21 protein-coding genes and 1 pseudogene are annotated in these 24,131 nt (G+C 66.0%); 12 read left to right on the top strand and 10 right to left on the bottom strand.

Features of this window, described 5'->3' with window-relative positions:
- Positions 1–63: 63 nt before the first annotated feature.
- The 6 genes from fba to C8C95_RS08070 all read left to right on the top strand — a co-directional run bounded on the left by fba (position 64) and on the right by C8C95_RS08070 (position 7,926).
- Positions 64–1,128, top strand: a complete 1,065-nt coding sequence (fba, locus tag C8C95_RS08095) for a class II fructose-bisphosphate aldolase (RefSeq protein WP_116748225.1) — start codon at positions 64–66, stop codon at positions 1,126–1,128.
- Positions 1,129–1,445: 317 nt separating this feature from the next.
- A complete protein-coding gene (locus tag C8C95_RS08090) occupies positions 1,446–2,171 on the top strand; it encodes a hypothetical protein (RefSeq protein WP_116748224.1) in 726 nt (241 codons plus the stop codon).
- Positions 2,172–2,234: 63 nt separating this feature from the next.
- Positions 2,235–3,833 (top strand): Re/Si-specific NAD(P)(+) transhydrogenase subunit alpha, encoded by a 1,599-nt coding sequence (locus C8C95_RS08085; RefSeq protein WP_108497541.1) that lies wholly within the window; start codon positions 2,235–2,237, stop codon positions 3,831–3,833.
- 35 nt (positions 3,834–3,868) lie between these two features.
- On the top strand, positions 3,869–5,281 hold the full coding sequence (gene pntB / locus C8C95_RS08080) for a Re/Si-specific NAD(P)(+) transhydrogenase subunit beta (protein WP_116748223.1): 1,413 nt from the start codon (positions 3,869–3,871) through the stop codon (positions 5,279–5,281).
- Positions 5,282–5,375: 94 nt separating this feature from the next.
- A complete protein-coding gene (locus tag C8C95_RS08075; protein WP_056068036.1) occupies positions 5,376–7,055 on the top strand; it encodes a long-chain-fatty-acid--CoA ligase in 1,680 nt (559 codons plus the stop codon).
- 118 nt (positions 7,056–7,173) lie between these two features.
- Positions 7,174–7,926, top strand: coding sequence for a 5'-methylthioadenosine/adenosylhomocysteine nucleosidase (locus C8C95_RS08070; protein ID WP_116748222.1), 753 nt, complete (start codon positions 7,174–7,176; stop codon positions 7,924–7,926).
- Positions 7,927–8,123: 197 nt separating this feature from the next.
- Here C8C95_RS08070 and corA read toward each other — a convergent pair whose 3' ends face one another.
- The 5 genes from corA to C8C95_RS08045 all read right to left on the bottom strand — a co-directional run bounded on the left by corA (position 8,124) and on the right by C8C95_RS08045 (position 12,432).
- On the bottom strand, positions 8,124–9,110 hold the full coding sequence (gene corA, locus C8C95_RS08065; RefSeq protein ID WP_015016148.1) for a magnesium/cobalt transporter CorA: 987 nt from the start codon (positions 9,108–9,110) through the stop codon (positions 8,124–8,126).
- Between the two features lie 222 nt (positions 9,111–9,332).
- Positions 9,333–10,115 (bottom strand): uracil-DNA glycosylase family protein, encoded by a 783-nt coding sequence (locus tag C8C95_RS08060; RefSeq protein ID WP_243415652.1) that lies wholly within the window; start codon positions 10,113–10,115, stop codon positions 9,333–9,335.
- Between the two features lie 54 nt (positions 10,116–10,169).
- Entirely contained in the window at positions 10,170–10,670 is a 501-nt protein-coding gene (gene rimI / locus C8C95_RS08055; protein ID WP_015016146.1) for a ribosomal protein S18-alanine N-acetyltransferase, read from the bottom strand.
- Positions 10,671–10,691: 21 nt separating this feature from the next.
- Positions 10,692–11,405 carry a tRNA (adenosine(37)-N6)-threonylcarbamoyltransferase complex dimerization subunit type 1 TsaB gene (gene tsaB / locus C8C95_RS08050; protein WP_116748221.1) on the bottom strand — a complete coding sequence of 238 codons (714 nt, stop codon included), beginning with the start codon at positions 11,403–11,405 and terminating at the stop codon, positions 10,692–10,694.
- A 46-nt stretch (positions 11,406–11,451) separates the two neighbouring features.
- Positions 11,452–12,432, bottom strand: a complete 981-nt coding sequence (locus tag C8C95_RS08045) for a DMT family transporter (protein ID WP_116748220.1) — start codon at positions 12,430–12,432, stop codon at positions 11,452–11,454.
- A 90-nt stretch (positions 12,433–12,522) separates the two neighbouring features.
- Between C8C95_RS08045 and dacB the strand changes: the two genes are divergently transcribed.
- From dacB to C8C95_RS08020, 5 genes are all read left to right on the top strand, one after another.
- On the top strand, positions 12,523–13,998 hold the full coding sequence (gene dacB / locus C8C95_RS08040) for a D-alanyl-D-alanine carboxypeptidase/D-alanyl-D-alanine-endopeptidase (protein WP_116748219.1): 1,476 nt from the start codon (positions 12,523–12,525) through the stop codon (positions 13,996–13,998).
- 31 nt (positions 13,999–14,029) lie between these two features.
- Positions 14,030–14,299, top strand: coding sequence for a SemiSWEET transporter (locus tag C8C95_RS08035; RefSeq protein WP_015016142.1), 270 nt, complete (start codon positions 14,030–14,032; stop codon positions 14,297–14,299).
- A 133-nt stretch (positions 14,300–14,432) separates the two neighbouring features.
- Complete coding sequence (locus C8C95_RS08030; RefSeq protein ID WP_116748218.1) at positions 14,433–15,731, top strand: lipase family protein; 1,299 nt, start codon at positions 14,433–14,435, stop codon at positions 15,729–15,731.
- 165 nt (positions 15,732–15,896) lie between these two features.
- Positions 15,897–17,039, top strand: coding sequence for an SGNH/GDSL hydrolase family protein (locus C8C95_RS08025; RefSeq protein WP_116748217.1), 1,143 nt, complete (start codon positions 15,897–15,899; stop codon positions 17,037–17,039).
- A 25-nt stretch (positions 17,040–17,064) separates the two neighbouring features.
- The gene (locus tag C8C95_RS08020; protein ID WP_116748216.1) at positions 17,065–17,751 is read left to right on the top strand and encodes an OmpW family outer membrane protein; all 687 of its coding nucleotides are present in this window, start codon (positions 17,065–17,067) and stop codon (positions 17,749–17,751) included.
- A gap of 77 nt (positions 17,752–17,828) precedes the next feature.
- On the opposite strand, the pseudogene C8C95_RS08015 reads toward C8C95_RS08020, so the two are convergent.
- The 5 genes and pseudogenes from C8C95_RS08015 to purE all read right to left on the bottom strand — a co-directional run bounded on the left by C8C95_RS08015 (position 17,829) and on the right by purE (position 22,895).
- Positions 17,829–19,057 (bottom strand): annotated as a pseudogene (locus C8C95_RS08015) (IS3 family transposase).
- A gap of 117 nt (positions 19,058–19,174) precedes the next feature.
- Positions 19,175–20,128 carry an SGNH/GDSL hydrolase family protein gene (locus C8C95_RS08010; RefSeq protein WP_116748215.1) on the bottom strand — a complete coding sequence of 318 codons (954 nt, stop codon included), beginning with the start codon at positions 20,126–20,128 and terminating at the stop codon, positions 19,175–19,177.
- Between the two features lie 75 nt (positions 20,129–20,203).
- A complete protein-coding gene (locus tag C8C95_RS08005; protein WP_116748214.1) occupies positions 20,204–21,220 on the bottom strand; it encodes an L-threonylcarbamoyladenylate synthase in 1,017 nt (338 codons plus the stop codon).
- Positions 21,221–21,234: 14 nt separating this feature from the next.
- Complete coding sequence (locus C8C95_RS08000; RefSeq protein WP_116748213.1) at positions 21,235–22,404, bottom strand: 5-(carboxyamino)imidazole ribonucleotide synthase; 1,170 nt, start codon at positions 22,402–22,404, stop codon at positions 21,235–21,237.
- Positions 22,401–22,895, bottom strand: coding sequence for a 5-(carboxyamino)imidazole ribonucleotide mutase (gene purE / locus C8C95_RS07995; RefSeq protein ID WP_055395445.1), 495 nt, complete (start codon positions 22,893–22,895; stop codon positions 22,401–22,403). Before purE ends, C8C95_RS08000 begins: the two co-directional genes overlap by 4 nt.
- A 156-nt stretch (positions 22,896–23,051) precedes the next feature.
- Between purE and trxA the strand changes: the two genes are divergently transcribed.
- Positions 23,052–23,960, top strand: a complete 909-nt coding sequence (gene trxA, locus C8C95_RS07990; RefSeq protein ID WP_116748212.1) for a thioredoxin — start codon at positions 23,052–23,054, stop codon at positions 23,958–23,960.
- Positions 23,961–24,131: the final 171 nt, after the last annotated feature.

Here is a 24,131-nt window from a genome sequence, read left to right as displayed (position 1 = left end):
GCGTTGCCAGGTGCTACAGCGCCTCGCACCCTCCTTCTTCAACCCACCACGGACCCCACGACCATGCCCCTCGTTTCGATGCGCGAACTGCTCGACCATGCCGCTGCCAACAGCTATGGCATCCCTGCCTTCAACGTCAACAACCTGGAGCAGGTGCAGGCCGTGATGGCTGCTGCGGACGAAGTGGGCGCTCCTGTCATCCTGCAGGCCAGCGCTGGCGCACGCAAGTACGCGGGCGAACCCTTCATCAAGCACCTGATCCAGGCGGCGGTCGAGGCCTTCCCCCACATCCCGCTGGTGATGCACCAGGACCACGGCACCTCGCCCAAGATTTGCCAGGGTGCCATCGACCTGGGCTTTGGCTCGGTGATGATGGACGGCTCGCTGATGGAAGACGGCAAGACCCCTTCGTCCTTCGACTACAACGTTGAAGTGACGCGCAAGGTGGTGGACATGGCGCACAAGGTGGGCGTCACGGTCGAAGGCGAACTGGGCTGCCTGGGCAATCTCGAAACCGGGGATGCGGGCGAAGAAGACGGCATTGGTGCGGTCGGCAAGCTCGACCACAGCCAGATGCTGACCGACCCCGAAGAAGCCGCCGTGTTTGTGAAGGCCACCCAGCTGGACGCCCTGGCCATTGCCATCGGCACCAGCCATGGCGCCTACAAGTTCAGCCGCAAGCCCACGGGCGACATCCTGGCCATCAGCCGCGTGAAGGAAATCCACCAGCGCATTCCCAACACCCACCTGGTGATGCATGGCTCCTCGTCGGTGCCCGCCGAGTTGCTGGCCATCATCAACCAGTACGGCGGCAAGATGAAGGAAACCTATGGCGTGCCGGTCGAGGAAATCCAGGAAGCCATCAAGCACGGCGTGCGCAAGATCAACATCGACACCGACATTCGCCTGGCCATGACGGGCGCAGTGCGCAAGTTCCTGTTTGAAAACCCCGAAAAGTTCGACGCCCGCGAATGGCTCAAGCCCGCCCGCGAAGCGGCCAAGCAGGTGTGCAAGCAGCGTTACCTGGAGTTCGGCTGCGAAGGCCAGGGCAGCAAGATCAAGGGCCTGAGCCTGCAGGCCGTGGCCGCCCAGTACGCCTCGGGTGCGCTGGCCCAAGTGGTGAACTGATCGTTGGCACCAGGCCCTGCGGGGCCGCTGCCCAGCCTGGCTGCTTTGTGCTGCCAGGCTTTTTTTTGCCTGTTTGCGGAGGGAGACTGGGGAGTTCCCTCTACTGCAGACAAAGGCGACAGCGACAAGATTTTCTTCATGTAAGCTCGCGGTCAGCTTGCCCACCGGCAGCGCCGCAAGAAGTGTCCGATACCAGGGCGCTTTCAACACATTTTTCACCAGCTACACCGCGCTGGTTGTTGCATGGCAGAAGCCGTCGAGGGACGGACTTGGGTGCCGTGGGATGATTGAAGGCGAATTCGTATGAACCTTTCTCTATGACTCTGACCATTTCAAAGTTCCGGCGGCTGTTGCCTGTGTTGGCTGTGACGGTGTTCACGGTGGCGTGCGCGCCCCTGACCGTTCCTCCCAAGTCCGAATATCCAGTCGGGCGTGCCCGCCTTGTACTGCCGCCGGGGGCCTGGCAGGACCTGGGTACCTCCGAGGAAGCCATTGCAGGCTCCGGAGGACGTATTGCGCTCCAGACCCGCGATGTGGGCTTGCGGAATGCGCAGGGAGACTGGCTGGCCGTGTTGCGCGTGCAGACCAACCGCGCAGGAGACCTGAGTGGTTCTCCGCAAGGCATCGGTTATTGCCCCACCCAGCAGGACGTCACCGTGGAGGACGGCGCTGCAGGCAGTCCTGTGCGCGCAGACTGTCTGCGCCTCAAGCGATGGGGAAGCAGTTCCCAGTGGCTGGACAAGAACCGGCCGGACCTTGTCGAGTGGCTCAGCACCCGCCAGATCACTCTGACCCAGCCCTATACCTATCTGAGCTATCGCTATGTGACGGAGGCGGGTGCCTGGGTGAAGGTCGATGCCTTGGTGGACCAGCGGCTGTTGCGTCCGGCTACGCGCAATAACGAGGAGTTCCTTGTGGCGGGAAGACCCGCGCTGCAATGGGGGCGTGACCTGGCCCAGGCCGTGCGCCTGAGCTCCGGCATGGTGGACGGCCACCTGGCCGTTCCGCCCTTCCCGTTCCCTGCGCCCACATCCAAACCCTAGCGCGCCAGTCCTCCCCTGCCTGGCGGCCTTGCATAACGATTACGAAACTCGAGGAGACCTCTGATGCAGACAAGCCCCGTCCCGCAGCCGCAGCGTATCGGCGTGCCAAGGGAAACCTTTCCCGGTGAAAAGCGCGTGGCCACCGTGCCCGATGTGGTGGAGAAGCTGATCAAGCTGGGCTTCACTGTCACGGTGGAGTCGGGGGCAGGGGATGCCGCCAACTTCAGTGACGACGCCTACCGCGCTGCGGGCGCCGAGATCGTGGGCGACGCTGCCGCGCTGTGGGCTGCATCCGATATCGTCTTCAAGGTCCGCCCGCCCAGCAGCGATGAAGTGGCGCTGATGCGCGAGGGCACGACGCTCATCGACTTCATCTGGCCCGCCCAGAACCCCGAACTGATGCAGCAGCTGGCGGCCCGCAAGGCGACGGTGCTGGCCATCGACTGCCTGCCGCGCACGCTCTCGCGCGCCCAGAAGATGGACGCGCTCACTTCCACCGCAGGGGTCAGCGGTTACCGCGCCGTCATCGAGGCGGCCAACGCCTTTGGCCGGTTCTTCAACGGCCAGATCACGGCCGCAGGCAAGGTGCCACCGGCCAAGGTGTTCATCGCAGGCGCTGGCGTGGCGGGCCTGGCGGCCATCGGCACGGCCGCCAACCTGGGCGCCATCGTGCGCGCCAACGACACGCGCGCCGAAGTGGCCGACCAGGTCAAGTCGCTGGGTGGCGAGTTCGTCAAGGTGGACTACGAAGAAGAAGGCTCGGGCGGCGGCGGCTATGCCAAGGTCATGAGCGAAGGCTTTCAGGCTGCGCAGCGCAAGATGTATGCGGAGCAGGCCAAGGACGCGGACATCATCATCACCACCGCGCTGATCCCCGGCAAACCCGCCCCCAAGCTCATCACCGCTGAAATGGTGCAGAGCATGAAGCCCGGCAGCGTGATCGTGGACATGGCGGCCGAGCAGGGCGGCAACTGCGAACTGACCGTGCCCGGCGAGGCCGTGGTGCGCCACGGCGTGACCATTGTGGGCTACACCGACCTGGCTTCGCGCCTGGCCAAGCAGTCGTCCACGCTGTATGCCACCAACCTGCTGCGCCTGACGGAGGAGCTGTGCAAGGCCAAGGACGGCGTGGCCGTGGTCAACATGGAGGACGACGCGATCCGCGGCCTCGCTGTGGTCAAGGAAGGCTCGATCACCTGGCCTGCGCCGCCGCTCAAGCAGGCGCCGGCACCCGCGCCCAAGGCGGCAGCCCCGGTGGCCGAGAAGAAATCGAGCCACGGCACAGGCGCACCCATGTCCGCCAAGACGCTGACCATCGTTTTTGCCGTGCTGGCTGTGCTGTTCTGGGCCATCGGTGCCTACGCGCCCGTGGCCTTCCTGGGGCACTTCACGGTGTTCGTGCTGGCCTGCTTCATCGGCTACATGGTGGTATGGAACGTCACGCCCGCACTGCACACGCCGCTGATGAGCGTGACCAACGCCATCTCCAGCATCATCGCCATCGGTGCGCTGGTGCAGATTGCGCCGCCCGATGCGGGGGTGAACGGTCGACCTGACGGCCTCATCCTGTGGCTCGCCTTTGCGGCCCTGGTGCTCACGGCCATCAACATGTTCGGCGGCTTTGCGGTCACGCGCCGCATGCTGGCGATGTTCCGCAAGTAATCCGATAACGACAAGAACAACGAGGAGCACAAAGCATGTCCCAAAGTCTCGCTACCGTCGCCTACCTGGGCGCGGCCATTTTGTTCATCCTGAGCCTGGGTGGGCTTTCCAATCCTGAAACCTCCCGCCGGGGCAACCTGTTCGGCATGGTCGGCATGGCGCTGGCCGTGCTGGCCACCGTGTTTGGCCCCCGTGTCAGCCCGGCGGGCGTGGCCTGGATCATCGGTGCGCTGGTCATTGGCGGCGGCATTGGCCTCTATGCGGCCAAGGTCGTCAAGATGACGCAGATGCCCGAGCTGGTTGCGCTCATGCACAGCCTGGTAGGTCTGGCCGCCTGCCTGGTGGGGTTTGCCAGCTATGTCGATACCTCCATCCAGCTGCAGGGCGCGGAAAAGATCATCCACGAGGTAGAGATCTATGTCGGCATCCTGATCGGCGCGGTCACCTTCAGTGGCTCGCTGATCGCCTTTGGCAAGCTCAACGGCAAGATCGGCGGCAAGCCGCTGCTGCTGCCTGGCCGCCACTGGCTCAACCTGGCCGCGCTGCTGATCGTGATCTGGTTTGGCCGTGAGTTCCTGCGCGCCGAGACCGTCGAGCAAGGCATGGTGCCGCTCATGGTGATGACGGTGATCGCGCTGCTGTTCGGCATCCACATGGTCATGGCCATTGGTGGTGCCGACATGCCGGTGGTGGTGTCCATGCTCAACAGCTACTCGGGCTGGGCGGCGGCGGCCACGGGCTTCATGCTGTCCAACGACCTGCTCATCGTGACCGGCGCGCTCGTGGGTTCTTCGGGCGCCATCCTGTCCTACATCATGTGCAATGCGATGAACCGCAATTTCATCAGCGTGATTGCGGGGGGCTTTGGTTCGGGCGCGGGCACGCCCGCCAAAAAGGGCGAAGCTGCCGAGCCGCAGGGCGAGGCCGTACCCGTCAGCTCCGCTGAGACGGCCGAGCTGCTGCGCGACGCCAAGAGCGTCATCATCGTGCCCGGTTACGGCATGGCCGTAGCCCAGGCGCAGCACACGGTGTACGAGATCACCAAGACCCTGCGCGAGAAGGGCGTGGATGTGCGCTTTGCCATCCACCCCGTGGCAGGCCGCATGCCCGGCCACATGAACGTGCTGCTGGCCGAGGCCAAGGTGCCCTACGACATCGTGATGGAGATGGACGAGATCAACGAGGACTTCCCCGATGCCGACGTGGCCATGGTCATTGGCGCCAACGACATCGTGAACCCCAGCGCGCTGGACGATCCGTCCAGCCCCATCGCTGGCATGCCGGTGCTCGAAGTGTGGAAGGCCAAGACCTCCATCGTGATGAAGCGCTCGATGGCCTCGGGCTATGCCGGAGTGGACAACCCCTTGTTCTACAAGGACAACAACCGCATGCTGTTTGGCGATGCCAAGAAAATGCTGGATGAGGTACTGACCGCGCTCAAGAGCTGACGGGCATAATTCCTCCACAATAAAAGCACGATCGTGCTGAAAAACATCGACGTGCTTGCAGGACCCCCATAAAACCTACCAGGAGACAATCCCAATGACCGACCGCCCGTGGCTGGCCGCCTATCCACAAGGTGTTCCCGCAGACATCGACACCACGCAGTACAGCTCCCTTGTGGCGCTGATGGACGAGGCGTTCAAGAAGTACGCCAACCGCGTGGCCTACAGCTTCATGGGCAAGGACGTGACCTACGCCCAGACCGATTCGCTCTCCAGCGCGTTTGCGGCCTATCTGCAGGGCCTGGGGCTGGTCAAGGGCGACCGCGTGGCCATCATGATGCCCAACGTGCCCCAGTACCCCGTGACCGTGGCGGCCGTGCTGCGCGCGGGCTTCGTGGTCGTCAACGTGAACCCGCTGTACACGCCGCGCGAGCTGGAGCACCAGCTCAAGGACTCGGGCGCCAAGGCCATCGTCATCATCGAGAACTTTGCCACCACGCTGGAGCAGTGCATCGCGCACACGCCCGTCAAGCACGTGGTGCTGTGCGCCATGGGCGACCAGCTCGGTCTGCTCAAAGGGACCTTGGTCAACTACGTGGTGCGCAACGTCAAGAAGATGGTGCCCGCCTACAACCTGCCGGGTGCGGTGCGCTTCAATGACGCCGTGGCCCAGGGCACGCGCGGCACCCTCAAGAAGCCCGACATCAAGCCGGACGACATCGCGCTGCTGCAGTACACCGGCGGCACCACGGGGGTGAGCAAGGGCGCGGTGCTGCTGCACCGCAACGTGATCGCCAACGTGCTGCAGTCCGAGGCCTGGAACGAGCCCGTGATGAAGAAGGTGCCCGCAGGTGAGCAGCCCACCAGCATCTGCGCGCTGCCGCTGTACCACATCTTCGCGTTCACCGTGAACATGATGCTGAGCATGCGCACGGGCGGCAAGACCATCCTGATCCCCAACCCGCGCGACCTGCCTGCGGTGCTCAAGGAGCTGTCCAAGCACACCTTCCACAGCTTCCCGGCGGTCAACACGCTGTTCAACGGCCTGGCCAACCACCCCGATTTCAACACTGTCAACTGGAAGAACCTCAAGGTCTCGGTGGGCGGCGGCATGGCGGTGCAGGGCGCTGTGGCCAAGCTCTGGCTCGAAAAGACGGGTTGCCCCATCTGCGAGGGCTATGGCCTGTCGGAGACCAGCCCTTCGGCCAGCTGCAACCCCACCACCAGCACCGAATACACCGGCACCATCGGCGTGCCGCTGCCCAGCACCTCCATGAAGCTGCTGGACGATGAAGGCCGTGAGGTCACCACGCTGGGCGAGCCGGGCGAAATCGCCATCAAGGGCCCTCAGGTGATGGCCGGCTACTGGCAGCGCCCCGATGAAACCGCCAAGGTCATGACCGAAGACGGCTACTTCAAGTCGGGCGACATCGGCGTGATGGATGCGCGCGGCTTCTTCAAGATCGTGGACCGCAAGAAGGACATGGTGCTGGTCAGCGGCTTCAACGTGTACCCCAACGAGGTCGAAGAAGTGGTGGCCAACTGCCCTGGCGTGCTCGAATGCGCCGTGGTTGGCGTGCCCGACGAAAAGACCGGCGAGGCTGTGAAGCTCGTGATCGTGAAGAAGGACCCGGCGCTCACCGAAGCGCAGGTCAAGGAGTTCTGCCGCCACGAGCTCACGGGTTACAAGCAGCCCAAGGTGATCGAGTTTCGCACCGAGCTGCCCAAGACCCCGGTGGGCAAAATCCTGCGCCGCGAACTGCGCGACAAGAAGTGACGCGGCCTGCTGGCACGTCACAATCCCCAGGCGGCTTCGGCCGCCTTTTTTGCGACCGCGCTGCCCAGGGTGGCGCGGGTGTTTTGTGGCCCCGTGACATGACCCCGAGGACCTTTGCATGAGCACTGCCATCCTGAGTGCGCTGCCCGAAGAACAGAGCTCGCTGGTGCAACAGCTGGCGCACCCGCAGCGGCTGATGCACGCCGGCCGCGCGTTCTGGCGCGGAGAGCTGCACGACCGCCCGGTGGTGCTGGCGCTGTCGGGCATCGGCAAGGTGGCCGCTGCCACCACGGCCACGGCCTTGATCGAACATTTTGGGGTAGCGCGCATCGTCTTCACGGGCGTCGCGGGTGGTGTCGGCGATGGGGTGCACCGGGGCGATGTGGTGGTGGCGCAAGACTATGTGCAGCACGACGTGGATGCCTCGCCGCTGTTCCCTCGGTGGGAGCTGCCGGGCTACGCACGCACCCGCCTGGCGTGCGATCCGGTACTGACTGCTATGCTTTTGGAAGCTGCCAACCTATGCGTCACTAGCGCAAGCAGCCTCTGGGGCTTGAAAAATATCCATGGGGGTGCCCACCAGGCGCACCAGGGCCTGGTGGCCAGCGGCGATCGTTTTGTGGCCACCGCCCAAGAGTCCGAGCGCCTGTGCACCGCCCTGCGCGCGGCCGGGCACGATGTGCTGGCCGTGGAGATGGAGGGTGCCGCCGTCGCCCAGGTGTGCCATGACTACAGCCTGCCCTTTGCCGCGGTGCGCACCATCTCCGACCGCGCCGACGACGACGCACACGGCGACTTCGCCCAATTCGTGCAGACCGTGGCCAGCCGGTACGCCGAGCACATGGTGCTGTCGTTTTTACAAAAACTATGAAATTGATAGCGGCTAAGGCATGTTGCACTAGCGCTTGCGGCAGATTTTCCCTCTAAAGAGGACTCCGGCGCATCCCATTGGCCACAATGCTCTAAAGCCGGTGCGACGCTCTACCAGCGCCACCGCGGAACCGGCTTTGCCGGGCCGCTGGAGGCGTCCCCCCTCGGGGGGAAGGCGCGCAGCGCCACAGGGGGGGGCTACTTCAGCCAGCCCCGCTTGCGGAAGTACCACATGGGCCCGAGCGCGCTCGCCAGCATCAGGCCCAGCGCATACGGGTAGCCCAGCGACCAGTCCAGCTCGGGCATGAACTTGAAGTTCATGCCGTACACGCTGGCGATCAGCGTGGGCGGCAGCAAGGCGACGCTGGCCACCGAGAAGATCTTGATGATCTTGTTCTGGTTGATGTTGATGAAACCGACCGTGGCGTCCATCAAGAAGTTGATCTTGTCGAACAGGAACGCCGTGTGGTTGTCCAGCGACTCGATGTCGCGCAGGATCTGGCGCGCTTCCTCGAACTGCTCGGAGTTGAGCATCTTGGAGCGCATCATGAAGCTCACGGCGCGGCGCGTGTCCATCACGTTGCGGCGGATGCGGCCGTTCAAGTCTTCCTGGCGCGCGATGGCGGCCAGCACCTCGCCGGCGCGGGTGTCGGTCACATCGCCCGCCAGCACCTGCTTGCTCACGGCCTCCAGCTCGTCATAGATGTTCTCCAGCGTGTCGGCCGAATACTCGGCGTCGGCGTCGAACAGCTTGAGCAGCACTTCCTTGGCATCTTCGATGAGGCCGGGCGCGCGGCGTGCGCGCATGCGCAGCAGGCGGAACACGGGCACGTCTTCATCGTGGATGGAGAACAGCACGCCCCGGCTTTTCAGGTTGGTGTTGTGCTGGTTCAGGATGAAGGCCACGCGCACCGAACGGGGGTCTTCGTCGTCATCGATCAAGAAGTCGCTGCGGATGTGCAGCTCGCCGTTGTCTTCCTCGTAGAAGCGGGCGGATTCCTCGATGTCCTCGTCCATCGCATCCTCGGGGATGGACAGGCCGTAGTGCTGCTTGATCCAGCGCTTCTCTTCGAGCGTGGGGGCTTCCAGGTCCACCCAGATCGGCTGGAACTTGGTCAGCTCTTCCAGGGACTCGATTTCTTCCTGGAACAGCCGACCATTGGCGAGCGTAAAGATGTTGAGCATGGGCTCACTCCCTTGTTTTTTGGCGTCTGCGGTGTGGGGGTAGGGGTGCTTTCAACCCCACAGCAGTCCAATGCGCCGGGAGCTGAAAGCTACCAACTCGGGTAGGTTTCCAAGGAGCTGTCTCCGTAAAAATTAGGCAAGCGGCGGATTATGGCACCGGGCGATGATCTCGCCGGTCCGGCGGGGGGCATGGAAGGGGGCTGGGGCCCTGCCAACAGGCTCTCAGCCCCCGGCCTCGGCACTGCGCACCATGGCCAGCGCCCGGCACAGGTCGGCCCAGGCGGCGGCCTTGTTGTCTTGCGAGCGCAGCAAAAAGGCGGGGTCGTAGGTCACCACCGCCGGGCAACCGGCCAGCACATGCGGGCCCGCGCGCAGGCGGCCCAGGGGCTCGGTCCGGCCCAGCGCCGCGCGTGCCGCCACATGGCCCAGCACCAGCACCATGGCGGGCTGCAGCTGGGCCACAGCTTCGGCCAGGGTGGCCGGGATGTCGGCGCTGGCTTCCGTGCCGGGCGCAGACCGTTCCAGTGCCGCCAGGAACACGCGCGGGTGCCGGTGCAATTGCATGGCCCGCAGCATGTTGTCGAGCAGGCGGCCCGCATCGCCACCCAGGGGCTCGGCGGGCGTCATGCTCTCGGCCACGATCAGCCAGCCCCGGCCCAGCCCGGAGGGCGTTTGCGCCGGGTCGGCGGTGGGGTACAGCGCCTGGGGTGGGTGCAGCCGCAGGGCGGGCGCGGCAGGGCCTGTGGTGGCCGGTGCAGGAGCCGGCGATGTGCTGCGGCTGGTGGTGTGGGCTGGGGGCGCTGGGGGGCGCTCGGCAGGCGCAGGAGACGGCGCCTGGGGTTGTGCGCGCGGCGGCGCGACGGCAGATGCCGCCACGGCCGCAAGGGCTGAGGGAGCGCTTGCCGGAGGCTGCGCCGTGGCCTCCTGGGCGGGGGAGGGGCCCCACACGGTGACGCCCATTTCTTGCAGCATGGCGCGCTGTCGCGCATCGAGGTGGAGGCTCATACGGAAAGAAAACAGGCCATCGGTGGTTCAGCAGGTACGGGGTGCGGTGCGGGGTCAGAGCGCCAGGCTCATGACCACGGCATCTTCGCGCTGTCCGTGTGCTGCGGGGTAGTAACGCTTGCGGTCGCCCACGCGGCGGAATCCGTGGGTCTGGTAGATCTGCTGGGCGCGCAGGTTGCTCGCCCGCACCTCCAGCCACAGCCATTGTGCCCCGCGCCCGCGTGACCACAGGGCCAGGGCGTCCAGCAGCACGCGGGCCCAGCCCTGGCGCTGGTATTCGGGGGTGACGGTGATGTTGAGCAGGTGCACTTCGTCCACCCCCATCATGGCCACAAAGTAGCCCAGCAGGTGGTCGTCCGCCATCAGCAGCTGCGCCTCGTAGCCAGACGCCAGCGCGTCGGTGAAGTTGCCACGGGTCCAGGGGTGCGAATAGGCGCGCTGTTCCACCGCCAGCACGGCATCCAGCCGGGCCAAGGTCAGCGTCTCGAAGCGCGCCTCGGGGCGGGCGGTGCTGGCGCCGGGCGGCAATGCAGAAGAAGTAGGCAGTGCGCTCATGGGGGATTCATTCACCACATCTCAGGGAGTGGCCGCCGCCTGGGCGGCGCGCAGCGCGGCCCGTTCGGCGGTGGTTTGCGCCACTTTATCGCGGATGTAGCGCGGCAGGGCATCGCCCGCCGCCACGGCTTGGCCCGCAGCGATCAGGGCGGGTGCCAGGCGCAGCAGGGCCGTGGCGGTGGGTAAGGCCGTGACGTGTGAGGCGGCTGGCGCCAGCCGGTCGCCATAGGGCGTGCGGGCATTGCCTGCCACCGTCCAGCCTGTGGGGGGCTGCACCGACTCGGGGGCGCCCAGGCCGAAGTCCTCGTCCGCCTGCCAGCGGGCTTCTCCCGGCAACCATTCGCAGCGTGCGTGGTAAACCTCGTCCATGCGCGCATCCAGCACCGCCACCACCTGGGTGCAGCCGTTTTGCAGGCGGGCCTCCTCGGCAACGGCCAGCAGGGTGTCCACCGGCAGCACGGGCACTCCTTGCCCGCCCTTGGCACCAAAGGCCAGGCCCTGGGCCACGGCGCAGGCGGTGCGCAGCCCGGTGAACGAGCCGGGGCCGCGACCGAACACCACCGCGTCCAAGGTGTCGAACGTCAGGCCCGCCTGCGCCATCAGCGCGCGCACCGCAGGGATCAGCGCCGCCGAGGCCTGCGCGCCCCCGGGCCCCTGGTGCTGCCAGACCCCATCGCCATGCTGCACAGCGATGGAGAGGGTGTCGGTACTGGTGTCAAAGGCAAGCAGATTCATGGGCAGGGTTAGGAGGTAGGGGGTGGCGCGGCCGGGACAAAGGCGCTCAGGACGCCGCTTTGGCAGCGGCTGCGGGGGCCTGGCTTTTGCGCAGCACCCCCACGAGGATACCGGCGGTGACCAGCAGCAGGCCGGCCACCAGGTTCCAGTGCATCGGCTCATCCAGAAACACTACTGCGCCGATGGCCGACAGGCCGGGCACCAGGGCTGTGATCATGGTGGAGCGCACGGGGCCATAGTGCTGGATCATGCGCGTGAAGCCAATGCCCGAGACCACCACGGAGCCCCCGCCCTGGAACAGCATCTGGAACGCGATCTCGCTCCACGGCGCCTGGGCCAGATGGCTGGTGACTGCACCCAGCCAGACCAGCAGCGCATAGCTGGGCAGGTACACCATGCAGGCAAACGCGGTGATGGCGATGGTGGCCTGCACCGCATCGACCGCGTGGCGCCGCGCCAGCACGCTGTAGGTGGCCCAGGACGACGCGGCCAGCATGAACAGCAGGTCGCCCTTCCAGACGTCCCCGCCCGAAAACGCCGCCAGCAGACTGCGCCCGCCCACCAGCAGGTCGCCCGCCACGATCAGCGCCAGGCCTGCAGCGCGCAGCGGCGTGATGTGGTCGCGCAGCAACCAGGCGGCCAGCAGCGCCGTCCACAGCGGCAAGCTGCCCGGCATGAGCACCGCCGCATGGGTGGCCGGTGCATGGAAGAACCCTGAATAGGCCAGCAGTGCGTACAGCAGCCCGCCAAAGCTGCCCAGCAGCGCCGTGGTGCGCAAGGGCAAGGGGGAGATGCCTGCCAGGCTGGACGGCGGTGCCGAGGCCTCCAATGCTGTCTGGCGCCGTCGCACCATCCACCAGCCCCAGGGCAGCAGCACCAGGCTGGCGCCCACAATGCGCAGCAGTGCGATGTCGAACGGGGTGAGCGTGCGCTGGGCCGAGGCGCGGGCGATGATGATGAAGCCCGTCCAGATGGTGACGGTAACCACGGCCGCCAGCAGGCCGATGGTGCGGGGAGAAAAACGCATCGCGCGATTATCGGCGCCCGCCGCATGCCGTGCTGGCGCGGGGCCTGGTGCGGGGCCTGGTGCGGGTGCGCGGGCGATAGACTCCCCGCCATGTTGTCTGTTTCTGCTCTTTGGCGCCGCCGTGTGCTGCGTGGTGTGGTGGGTTGTGGGGCTGCGTGGCTAGTGGCTGCAGGCGGGGCGGGCCTGGCGGGGGCGCAGACGGGCGGGCCGCCAGCTGGCTCGCTGCCGCCCGAGGTGGAGGCCACCCTGGCACGCGCCAAGCTGCCGCGCGAGTCCCTGTCGGTGGTGGTGGTGGACGCGCAAGCTGCCGGCAAGGCCAGCCCGCGCCTTGCACACCGTGCCCAGGTGCCTGTGAACCCCGCGTCGGTGATGAAGCTGGTGACCACCTATGCGGCGCTGGAGCAGCTGGGCCCTGCCTATGTCTGGAACACGCCGGTGTATGTGCAAGGCACGGTGCAGGACGGCAGCCTGCGGGGCAATGTCTACATCCAGGGCCAGGGCGACCCCAAGCTGGTCATGGAGCGGTTGTGGCTGCTGATGCGGCGGCTGCAGGGCCAGGGCATCCAGGTCATCGTGGGCGACATCGTGCTGGACCGCACGGCGTTCGACGTGCCCGACCAGGACCCGGCACGGTTTGATGGCGAGCCGCTGCGGCCCTACAACGCCTCACCCGACGCCCTGCTGCTCAACTACAAATCGTCGGTGATGACCTTTGTGCCCGATGCGGCCGCCGGCCTGGCGCGCGTGCAGTACGACCCGCCTCTGGCCGGGATGCAGCGCCAGCCCACCGTGGCGCTGGCGGCGCCGGGCGCCGACTGTGGCGACTGGCGCACTGCGTTGCGAGCGGAGCTGTCGGACCCCTCCAAGGTGTCTTTCCAGGGCGTGTACCCCGCTGCGTGTGGCGAGCGGGTGTGGCCGGTGGCGGCGGCCGACCCGCGTGGCTTTGCGGCGAGGGCGGTGGAGGGCATGTGGCGCGAACTGGGTGGCAAGCTCACGGGCAGCGTGCGTGACGGCAAGGTGCCCCCGGGCCTCAAGCCCGCGTTTGTGGTCCCATCCCCTGCACTGGCCGAGGTGGTGCGCGACGTGAACAAGTACAGCAACAACGTGATGGCGCAGCAGGTGTTTCTGACCCTGGCGCTGCAAAAAAATGGCGTGGCCACATTCGACGGCGCGCGCGAGGTGCTGCGTCAGTGGTGGCAGGCCCGCATGGGCGATGCCGACCTGCCGCAGGTGGACAACGGCGCCGGGCTCAGCCGCGACGCACGCCTGACCGCACAGGCCCTGGCCCGCATGCTGCAGGTGGCCTGGGTATCGCCCGTGATGCCCGAGCTGGTGGCGTCGCTGCCGATCACGGGCGTGGACGGCACGCTGCGCCGCAGCCAGAGCCGTGCTGGCACCGCCCACCTCAAGACGGGCGGCCTGCGCGACGTGATGGCTGTGGCAGGCTATGTGCATGCCGCCAGCGGGCGCCGCTATGTGCTGGTGGCGGTGGTCAACCACGCCAATGCAGGGGCAGCGCGGCCCGTGCTCGACAGCCTCATCGACTGGACGGCGCGCGAGCAGTGAATAATCGCTGCTGCCCTGCGTTTTCCCCACCATGCAACTCCATGAACTGATCGGCTACCTGGCCGCCTGCCTGACCACCTGCAGCTTCGTGCCGCAGGCCCTGCACACCTTTCGCACGCGGGACGTGAGCGGTATCTCGCTGGGCATGTACAGCGTCTTTACCGTGGGGGTCGCGCTGTGGCTGGCCTACGGCCTGGCGCTGGCGGCCTGGCCCATCGTGGTGGCCAATGCCATCACCCTGGCCCTCGCGGGCACCATCCTGGGCATGAAGGTTTTGTACGGCGTGCGCCGTCCCGACTGACTGGTCTAACAGGCCTGCGCGCGCTGTCGCCTAGGTGTCTGGCGGCGCCCGTCCTCCCGCGTTATCCCCTATGGATGCTGCAGCGCAGGTGCGCGCACGATGCGTCGTTCTTCACTGACCGAGGTATCCATCCATGACCTATTTCCGCCTTACCTGTGTGGCCGCTGCAGCGGTCCTGCTTGTCGCCTGCGGTGGCTCTGACGACCCGGCGCGCGGCGCACTGATCGACCCCCCCGCCACGCTCACGACGCTCACCGTGGCGCAGATCGACGCGGCCACGGCCAGCAGCGGCCTGCAGGCGATCAGCGGCAAGGCCAAGTGCGATGTGAAGGTGGTGTCGCTGAACTATGCGACCGTGGGTGCCAAGAGCGGCGAAAACACCAACGCCTCGGGCGTGATGCTGGTGCCTGCCGGCGCCTGCACCACCGCAGCGCCCCTGGTGGCCTATGCCAAGGGCACCGATGTGCAAAAGCCCCGCACCCTGGCCAACCCGCAGGACAACGAAACCTTCCTGCTGGCGGCCATGTACGCCGCGCAGGGTTATGCCGTGGTGGCCACCGACTACCTGGGCTTTGCCAAGTCGGGCTACAGCTATCACCCCTACCTGCATGCCGACTCGGAAGCCACATCGGTCATCGACTCGGTGCGTGCTGCACGCAATGCGGCGGGCACTGTGGGGGCCACGCTGTCTGGCAAGGTGATGTTCACCGGGTACTCGCAGGGCGGCCACTCGTCCATGGCAGCGCAGCGCGCAGCCGAGCGGGACTACGGCAACGAATTCAATGTGGTCGCAGGCGCGCACCTGGCAGGCCCCTACAACCTGTCGGGCTCGCTGCGCCTTCCGGACGCGATCGCGGGCGTGCAGTTCTTTGTGCCCTACCTCGTGACGTCCTGGCAGAAGGTCTATGGCAACGTCTATACCGACGTGAAGGATGTGTTCAAGGCGCCGTACTCCGGCTACATCGAGAACCTGCTGCCCAACCCCACGCTCAACTACACCACCCTGGTGACCACGGGCACGCTGCCGTCGGGCACACCGAACCAGGCGCGCGACGCGCTGTTCCAGTCGGCGTTCATCACCGGCTCCCAGACCAGCACCACCCACCCGCTGTACCTGGCCGCCAAAAAGAACGACCTGCTGGGCTGGACCCCCAAGGCGCGTGTGATGCTGTGTGGCGGTGCTGGCGACCCCACCGTGCCGCCGGCCGTTCACATGGTCGTCATGAAAGCCGACTTTGACAGCCGGGGTGTGACGAACGTCAACACAGTCGATGTGGACGCTGCCATCCAGGCCACCTACGGCCCTGGCGGCAAGGCGCCCACCGACCCTAACTCGGCAGCCTTTGCCACCTACTACGGCAGCTACCACGGCACCTACGAGCCGCCGTTCTGCCATGCGCAGGCCAAGGCCGTGTTCGACACCGTCAAATGACAGCCGTGATGCCTGTGTTAAGCGCTGAACGGGCCCCACAGGCTTTTAGAACCCGCCACCTAAGCCCCACCGGTGTTTACCCGGTGGGGCTTTTTTTTGTTGGCGAATATGATTTGCGAGGAATAGCACGGTCGTTCTATTTTTACGATAACAGGAGTGATACCGATGGTTTTTCAGCGCAAGGCTTTGTGGGTTTCTCTGGCGGCAGCATCGCTGCTGGTGGCGTGTGGGGGCGGCGGTGCCGACACCTCGCCAGTGGCGCCCATCAAGACGGTCAAGGTCATGGGTGACAGCATTGCCGACAGCGGCACGTTTGGCTTCAAGTTCACGGTGCAGGGCAGTGCGCCCACAGGCCCAGCGTCCACACCCATCTGGCCCGAGCTGGTGGCCAGCAGCTACGCAAACACGCTCTGCCCCCGCTATGTGTCCACTGGCAGCGCGTTCAACACAGCGGCGGGTTGTACCAACTACGCCATTGGCGGCGGGCGCATCAACAACTTCACGGCCCCCGCGTCGCCTGTCTCCATCGTCAAGCAACTGACCGATGCAGGGGCCGACGGCTTCAGCGCGGGGGACCTGTTGCTGATCGACGGCGGTGGCAACGACGCTGCGGACCTCATCGGTGCCTACCTGTTGGCCTCCAAGGATGGCGGCAAGGCTTTCGGCGCACTGCTGTCCACCTTGCTGCCAGCGGCCACGGTGAACGCCGGCCTGGCGGGCGGTGCTACGGGCCAGGCCCAGGTGGGCGGCGCCTACATGGTGGCGCTGGCCGACAAGTTCCACGACGCGATCGAAGCCAATGCCTTGAGCAAGGGCGCGCAGCGTGTGGCGGTGCTCAACATGCCCGCCATCGACAAGACGCCGCGTCTGCAACAGGTGCTCGGTGGCATCACGGCGTCGGCCGGCGCCGCCGCCAGCGCGCAAGTGCAGGGGCTGCTCAAGGCCTGGCTTGAAGCCTTCAACGCCCAACTGGCCAAACGTTTTGCGGGCAACAGCAAGGTGGTGGTGGTGGACTTCTACACCTCGTTCAACGACCAGGTGGCCAACCCCGCGCAGTTCGGGCTGACCAATGCCAAGAACACCGCGTGCCCCATCACCGGCCAAGGTGCTGACGGCCTGCCCAGCTATACCTTCCCCACTTGCACGGCCGCTGCCTTGTCGGCGCAGACACCACCCGCAGGCGCCACGGGGGGCGCGGACTGGTGGAAGACCTACGCGTTCTCCGACAGCTTCCACCCCACGCCGTATGGCCACCAGCTGGTCAGCCAGTTGGTATCGCGTTCGCTGGCCCGTGCGGGTTGGCTGTAATCGGCTGTTGAAGGGTTCAAACACCATGCAAAACAAAACCATCACCCCTTCCCTGGCTGGCGTTGTGGCCGCACTGGCGCTCACCCTGTCCGGCGGTGCCCAGGCGCAAACCGCAGGCAGCTGGCTGGTGCGCGCGGGCGCCACGCAAATCGCGCCCCAGGTCACCAGTGGCGACCTGTCCGCGCCCAGCTTCACGGGCACCAAGGTGGACGTGCATGCCGACACGCAGCTGGCTGGCGGCATCACCTACATGCTCACCGACCACTGGGCGGTGGACGTGCCTCTGGCGCTGCCTTTCAAGCACGACATCATGGGCGCCGGAGCCATCGGCGGCGTGGGCAAGATCGGCGAGGTCAAGGTGCTGCCCATGACCGTGTTCGCGCAGTACCGCTTTCTGGAGGCCAATGCGCGGGTGCGCCCCTACGTGGGCCTGGGCGTGACCTACGCCAAGTTCTTCAAGGAGCGCGGCACCGCAGCGCTGACAGGGCTCACCGGCGGCAGCCCCTCCCGTCCCACCACGCTGAGCGCTGAATCGCGGTTTGGCCTCACGCCTCAGGTGGGGGTGAGCATTGCGCTCAACGACCAGTGGTCGCTGGACGTGGCGTACTACAAGACCTTCGTGAAGACCCGCAACACCCTGTCCACGGGCCAGACCATCGACGTCAAGCTCAACCCCAATGTGGTGGCGCTGGGCGTGGTGTATCGGTTCTGACCTTCATCCGGGGCAGATCGATGGTGACCCGTCCTGAATAGCGTTGACACCCAGGACGGTTTAAAACTCCAGCCGGACTATCCGGCCAACGACGCCCGATGCACCGCATCGGGCGTTTGCATTTTCAGCGATAGGTGTGGCCGCTCGCAGTTGTAAATGCGCACCGACTGCTCGACCATGCGTCTGGCCTGGGCGAGATCCGCAGGGCGCTGCAACAAGAGCTCGGTCTTCAGAATGCCGTTGACCCGCTCGGCCAGCGCGTTCTGGTAGCAGTCGTAGCCGTCCGTCATCGAGCAGATCACGCCATGGCGCTTGTGCAGGGCCTGGTAATACGTCGAGCAGTACTGGATACCCCTGTCGGAGTGGTGCACCAGCTGCCGACTGCTCTGTCGCCCCGATAGCGCCATCTTCATGGCCTGCGCCACCTCCTCGGTCTGCAGGCTCTCATGCACGTGCCAGCCGACGATCTTTCTGGAATAAGCATCCGTGACCAGGCTCAGGTAAACAAACTTGCCGTGTGTGGGCAGGTAGGTGATGTCAGCCACCCAGACCTGTTCGCTGGCGCTGGCGCGAACCTGCTGTGGCCCGGCTTTGAGCAGGTTCGGATGGCGCCGGAAGCGGTGGTGACTGTCTGTTGTCTTGTGGTACGCCCGCCGGGGCGCCACCAGCAGCCTGGCGTTGCGCAGGACGTCGAACATTGCATCGCGGCCCAAGTCGATGCCTCAGCGCTGCAGCGGCTCCTGCAGCAGGTAGTGCAGCTTACGCGTGCCGATGCGTGGCCGACGCATGCGCTGCTCGCGCACCAACTCCACCACCGCCTGCGCGTTCGCGAGGCGATCGGCCTGGCGGCGCCTGCCCTGGTAATACGCCTGCCGGCTATGGCCCATGTGCTGGCAAGCCCTCTTCACGCTCAACCCTGTGACAAGGTTTTGCGCGAGGACTTGCCCAAAGGCTTTTTTACGACGCGCACCCCGTAGTCCTTGCGCAGCACGTCGATGACGGCTTCGAATAGCCTGGCCTTCTCCTGCGCCTGTGCGAGCTGCACCTGCAGGGCCTTGATCTGCTGCTCGGGCGTGAGAGCCCCAGTGTTCTTCTTGTCTATCGGCATGGCTGCAGATGATGCCGCAGGACTCCAGCCCAGGCGACCGTGCTTGCGCAGCCAGACCAGAACCGTCGAGCGGCCCTGGATACCGTAGCGCTGCTGCGCCTGTTTGTACGTGAGCTCGCCTTTTTCCACCTGCTCCACCACCGCCAACTTAAAGGCCAGTGTGTAGTCGCGCTGCGTGCGTTTGACACTTGATTCCATGACACATGCCCTTTTTGAAAGGTCCATGTGTCAACGCCGGGTAGGACGGGTCATGGCCCACAAAAAAGCCGCCCAGTGGGCGGCTTTTTTGCTGGGTGGAGCGCGGAGCGCGCCGGCTTACCAGCGTGCGCGCAGGCGGTCGTAGGCGTAGGTGCCAAACTGGCGCTGGGCCGACGGCGTGAGGTACACAGTGTCAGCAAACACGAACGAGGTGGCATTGGCACCCGACAGCAGCGTGGAGGACGTGCACAGGGCCGAGTTGACCTGGCCTGCGCCAATGCCGATGCCGTTGGTCGCATCCACCGACGTGCACACTGCCGCCGTGGAGTTGTTGAAACCGTAGTTGCCAGGCACGCTGGTGTACAGGTTCACGTAGTAGGCCGAGTCCACGTACAGCACGTTGGCGCCCAGGTCCACGATGCCCACCAGCAGGCCTTCGTTGAAGCGGCTGCTGGCGTTGCTCAGCAGGGCTTCGCGGCCAATGGTCTTGGCCCAGGGGGTCTTGCTCAGGTCGTAGGTACCGGTCACCACCACATACTTGGCGCCCGCCGTCACCAAGCGGCGCACCTGTGCAGCCAGGTCCTCCCCGGCCTTGCGGGCGGCGGCCACCATGGCGTCCTGGGTCTGGGTGCCTGCGTTCACAGCGGCCATACCGGCGATCACGTCGCTGATACCGCCACTCACGATCACCACGTCGGTGGCCGCAAAGCTGCCGCTGGCCAGAAAGGTATCGATTTGTTCGGTGACGGTCCGGGTGCTGGCATTGCCTGCGGCGTCGGGCTTGGCGCTGACGCGGGCGTTGCCAGTGGCGTAGCTCAGGCCGCCTGCGGAGACCGGGGTAAGCGACTTGCCGTAGTTGGCCACCAGTTGCAGGGTCCAGTTGTTGACGCTGCCGTCATTGACGGTGTAACGCGAGCCGTTTTGCCCCACATCGTTCATGGCGTCGCCGAACGCAATAAAGCGCTGGGGCGAGATGGCCGATTCGGTGGTGCTGGAACCGCAGGCCGCGAGCAACGCGGCCGACGCACATGCGGCGACCATGATGGTGCGGCGCATCCAATTTGCTGCCATGTATTTCTCCAGAAAAGTGGGGGGTAGTTTAACGACGCAAAGTCAACGGATGTAAAGCGGCGCCATCGTGTCGTGTCAGGCGGCGGAGGCGCGCTGCAGGCGGTCGCGCACGCCCTCCCAGTCGGGGCTCGCCGGCGGGGTCTCGATCCAGATCAGTTTCACGCCCTCGTCGTCAAAACCGCGCAGCACGGCGAACAGCTGCTGCGCCGTGGCAGCCGCGTCATCGGGCATGCGCCGCATGACCAGCTTGGAGGACCGACTGCGCAACGCAGCGCGGGCATAGATCGCAATGTGGGCGGCATCGGTACCCAGCAGGTCCAGGCTGGTCTGCAGTGCCTTCGCGTCCATCAGCCGCACCTTGGCGCTGGGGGCATAGTGGGCCTCCAGCGTGCCCGAGGCGCGGGGTGTGGCCGTGGGGAGGTCTTCCTTGGACAGCGGGGCCATGCCGCAAGCGGCCGCAATCTGCGCCCGGGTGATGGCGCCGGGCCGCAGCAGCACCGGCACACCGCGCGTGCAGTCCACGATGGTGCTTTCAATGCCCACATCGCAGGGCCCGCCGTCCAGCACCAGCAGGTCGGCGCCCAGCTCGTCCTGCACATGCTGGGCGGTGGTGGGGCTCACGCGGCCAAAACGGTTGGCACTGGGGGCTGCAACGCCCCACACGGGAGGGCCGCCGGCCTCATTGCTGTCGCCAGCGGCTGCGCAGGCCACCAGCAGGGCGTGGGCCACGGGGTGTGCGGGGCAGCGCAATCCCACGCTGTCCTGCCCGCCGGTGGCGGCGGTGGCTACGCCGGGCAAGCGCGGCAGGATGAGCGTGAGCGGGCCGGGCCAGAAGGCATCCACGAGCTTTTGTGCAAAGCCGGGCACTTCACTGGCGAAATGCGCAATGCCCTCGGCATTGGCCACGTGCACGATCAGCGGGTGGTCGCTGGGCCGCCCCTTGGCGGCAAAGATCTGCGCCACGGCGGTATCGCTGCTGGCATCGGCTGCGAGGCCATATACCGTTTCGGTGGGGAGACCCAGCAGGGCGCCGCTGCGCACTGCGCGTGCAGCGGTGGCGATGGCCTGGGGGTCGTTGCCGTCGAGAATCATGGAAACAGCCTGGCTCAGAAGGGCTCGATGCCCAGCAGCGCTGCGGCCTGCAGGGCCGTGGCGCGCGCAGCCTCGGGGGTGGCGGCGGTGATGTTCAGGTGCCCCATCTTGCGGCCGCGCTTGGCGTCGCGCTTGCCATACAGGTGCAGTTGGGTGCCGGGCAGGGCCAGTACCTGGGCCCAGGGCGGGGTCTGCGCCGCGTCGCCGTGGGCAAACCACAGGTCGCCGAGCAGGTTCAGCATGACGGCGGCACTGTGCTGGCGCGGCTGCGTCAGCGGCAGGCGGGCCATGGTGCGCACCTGCAGCTCGAACTGCGACACATCGCAGGCGTTCTGGCTGTAGTGACCGCTGTTGTGCGGGCGCGGTGCGATCTCGTTGACCACCAGGCTGCCGTCCTGCAGCACGAAGAACTCCACGCACAGCACGCCCACATACTGCAGGCCTTCTGCTACAGATTTTGCAGCGGCTACCGCTTGATCCACTAGCGCTTGCGGCAGATTTCCTTCATAAACCTCGGTCACGGCCAGGATGCCGTCGCGGTGCAGGTTGCGCTGCACCGGCAGGTGCACCATCGTCCCATCGGCACCACGCGCCACGATGACGGAGCATTCCAGCTGCAGCGGCAGCATCTTCTCCAGCACGCAGGCCACTTGGCCGACCGAATCCCAGGCGGCGGCCAGATCGGCGGGCGTCTTCACGCGCACCTGGCCCTTGCCGTCGTAGCCCATGCGGGCCGTTTTCAGAATGCCTGGCAGCAGGTCGGTCGATACAGCGGTCAGTTGTTCTGCCGTTTCGATCACCGCATACGGCGCGCAGGGCACGCCGCAGGCCACAAAGTGCGCCTTCTCCCGTGCGCGGTCCTGCGCCACCGACACAGCGCTGGCGGCGGGCGACACGGGGCGTTGCGCGGCCAGGGTGGCCAGTGCAGCGGCGGGTACGTTCTCGAACTCGGTGGTCACCGCATCCGACAGACGGGCCAGCTCGGCCAGGCCCTGCGGGTCTTCGTAACCTGTCTGGATGTGGTGGTGGCTCACCAGCCCGGCAGGGCTGGTGGGGTCGGCATCGAGCACGGCCGTGAAGTAGCCCATGGCCTGGGCCTGGTGGACGAACATGCGGCCCAGCTGGCCGCCACCCAGAACACCCAACGTCGATCCGGGGAGCAAGGGTTGCATGGCGGCGCTCATGCGGCGGGCGGCAGGGTCATGTTGCGGGCCACTTCCGTCTGCTCGGCGCGGAAGGCTTCCAGGCGCTGGCGCAGCTCGGGGCTCTCATTGGCCAGCAGGGCCACGGCAAACAGGGCGGCGTTGGCCGCACCGGCGGTGCCGATGGCAAACGTCGCCACGGGGATGCCTTTGGGCATTTGTACGATGGAGTGCAGCGAATCCACACCCTGCAGGTGGCGGCTGGCCACGGGCACGCCCAGCACGGGCACGGTGGTCTTGGCGGCGATCATGCCGGGCAGGTGGGCAGCACCGCCGGCACCGGCGATGATGGCCTTCAGCCCCCGGCCGGCGGCGGCCTCGGCGTAGGCAAACATGTCGTCGGGCATGCGGTGGGCCGACACCACGCGGGCCTCGTGCGCGATGCCGAACTGTTCAAGGATTTGCACTGCATGCTGCATGGTGTCCCAGTCGCTGCTGGAACCCATGACCACGCCGATCTGGATGGGTTTCATGGTGTGGAAGGTGCTGGCCGGCAGGCCTTGCCTGCCCAGCCGCTGTAGGTAGAACCCGCGATTTTACTTTTTGCGCCTCCCTGGCGGGTGTGGGGCTGTTTCGATGGGCCAAAATAGCGCGCAAACCGCTCCATAGGCCTCGGGCCCCACACCATCATGATTGACGTCACCGTAGAGAACTTTGAAGCCGAGGTGGTTGCCGCCTCGATGAACGTGCCCGTGCTGGTGGACTTCTGGGCGCCCTGGTGTGGCCCCTGCAAGTCCCTGGGGCCGGTGCTGGAGAAGCTGGAGACGGAATACGCGGGCCGCTTCAAGCTCGCCAAGATCGACTCCGACCAGGAACAGCAGCTGGCGGGCATGTTCGGAATCCGCAGCATTCCTACCTGCGTGCTGCTGATGAACGGTCAACCTGTCGATGGTTTCATGGGCGCCTTGCCCGAAGGCCAGGTGCGCGCCTTCCTCGACAAGCACGTCCCCACCGCTGAAGAGATGGTGGCCGAGGCCGAGGAAGAAGAGGCGCAGGAAGCTCTGGCCGAAGGTGATACCGGCACCGCATTGGAGAAGCTGCAGCATGCCGTCGTGACCGACCCCGCCAACGATGACGCGCGCTTTGACTACGTCAAGCTGCTGCTGCAACTGGGGCGCGAGGACGATGCCAAGGTGGCTTTTGCGCCCGTGATTGCCAAGGCTGCTATGTCGCGCAAGCTGGGGGCCCTCAAGACCTGGATGGATGCTCTGGATTTTGTAGCGTCTGGCGCATATGACACTAGCGCTGAGGCCGGATTTGAGGAAAAAATCGCCGCGAACAAGCGGGATTTTGACACCCGCTATGCCCGCGCCCGCTGGCTCATCACCCAGCAGCGCTGGACCGACGCCATGGACGAGCTGCTCGAAATCCTCATGCGCGACAAGGCGTGGAGCGAAGAGATCGCCCGCAAGACCTACGTTGCCATCCTCGAACTGATCGAGGCACCCAAGCCCAAGGTCGCCGAGGGCCAGATCCCGCCCGAAGACCCGGTGGTGGCAACCTACCGCCGGCGGTTGTCGAGTGTGGTGCTGAGCTGAGGGCTCAAGAGGTTGCAGTGTTGAACGGCGCGACGCAGGCGCTCTCCATCCAATTGCCACCCTGGTGCAATGGGTCACGTCTAGGCTGCCTACGCCGCGGGCTCTATGGCGGCGTTGTGGTGTGGATACTGGGGGTGACTGGTTGCGTGACGCGTCCCCCTGCTCCAGACG

It is taken from the genome of Acidovorax sp. 99, assembly GCF_003096455.1.
Lineage (GTDB): Bacteria > Pseudomonadota > Gammaproteobacteria > Burkholderiales > Burkholderiaceae_C > Acidovorax > Acidovorax delafieldii.
The sequence above is the reverse complement of the archived record's forward strand: the minus strand, read 5'-3'. Positions and strand labels throughout refer to the sequence as shown.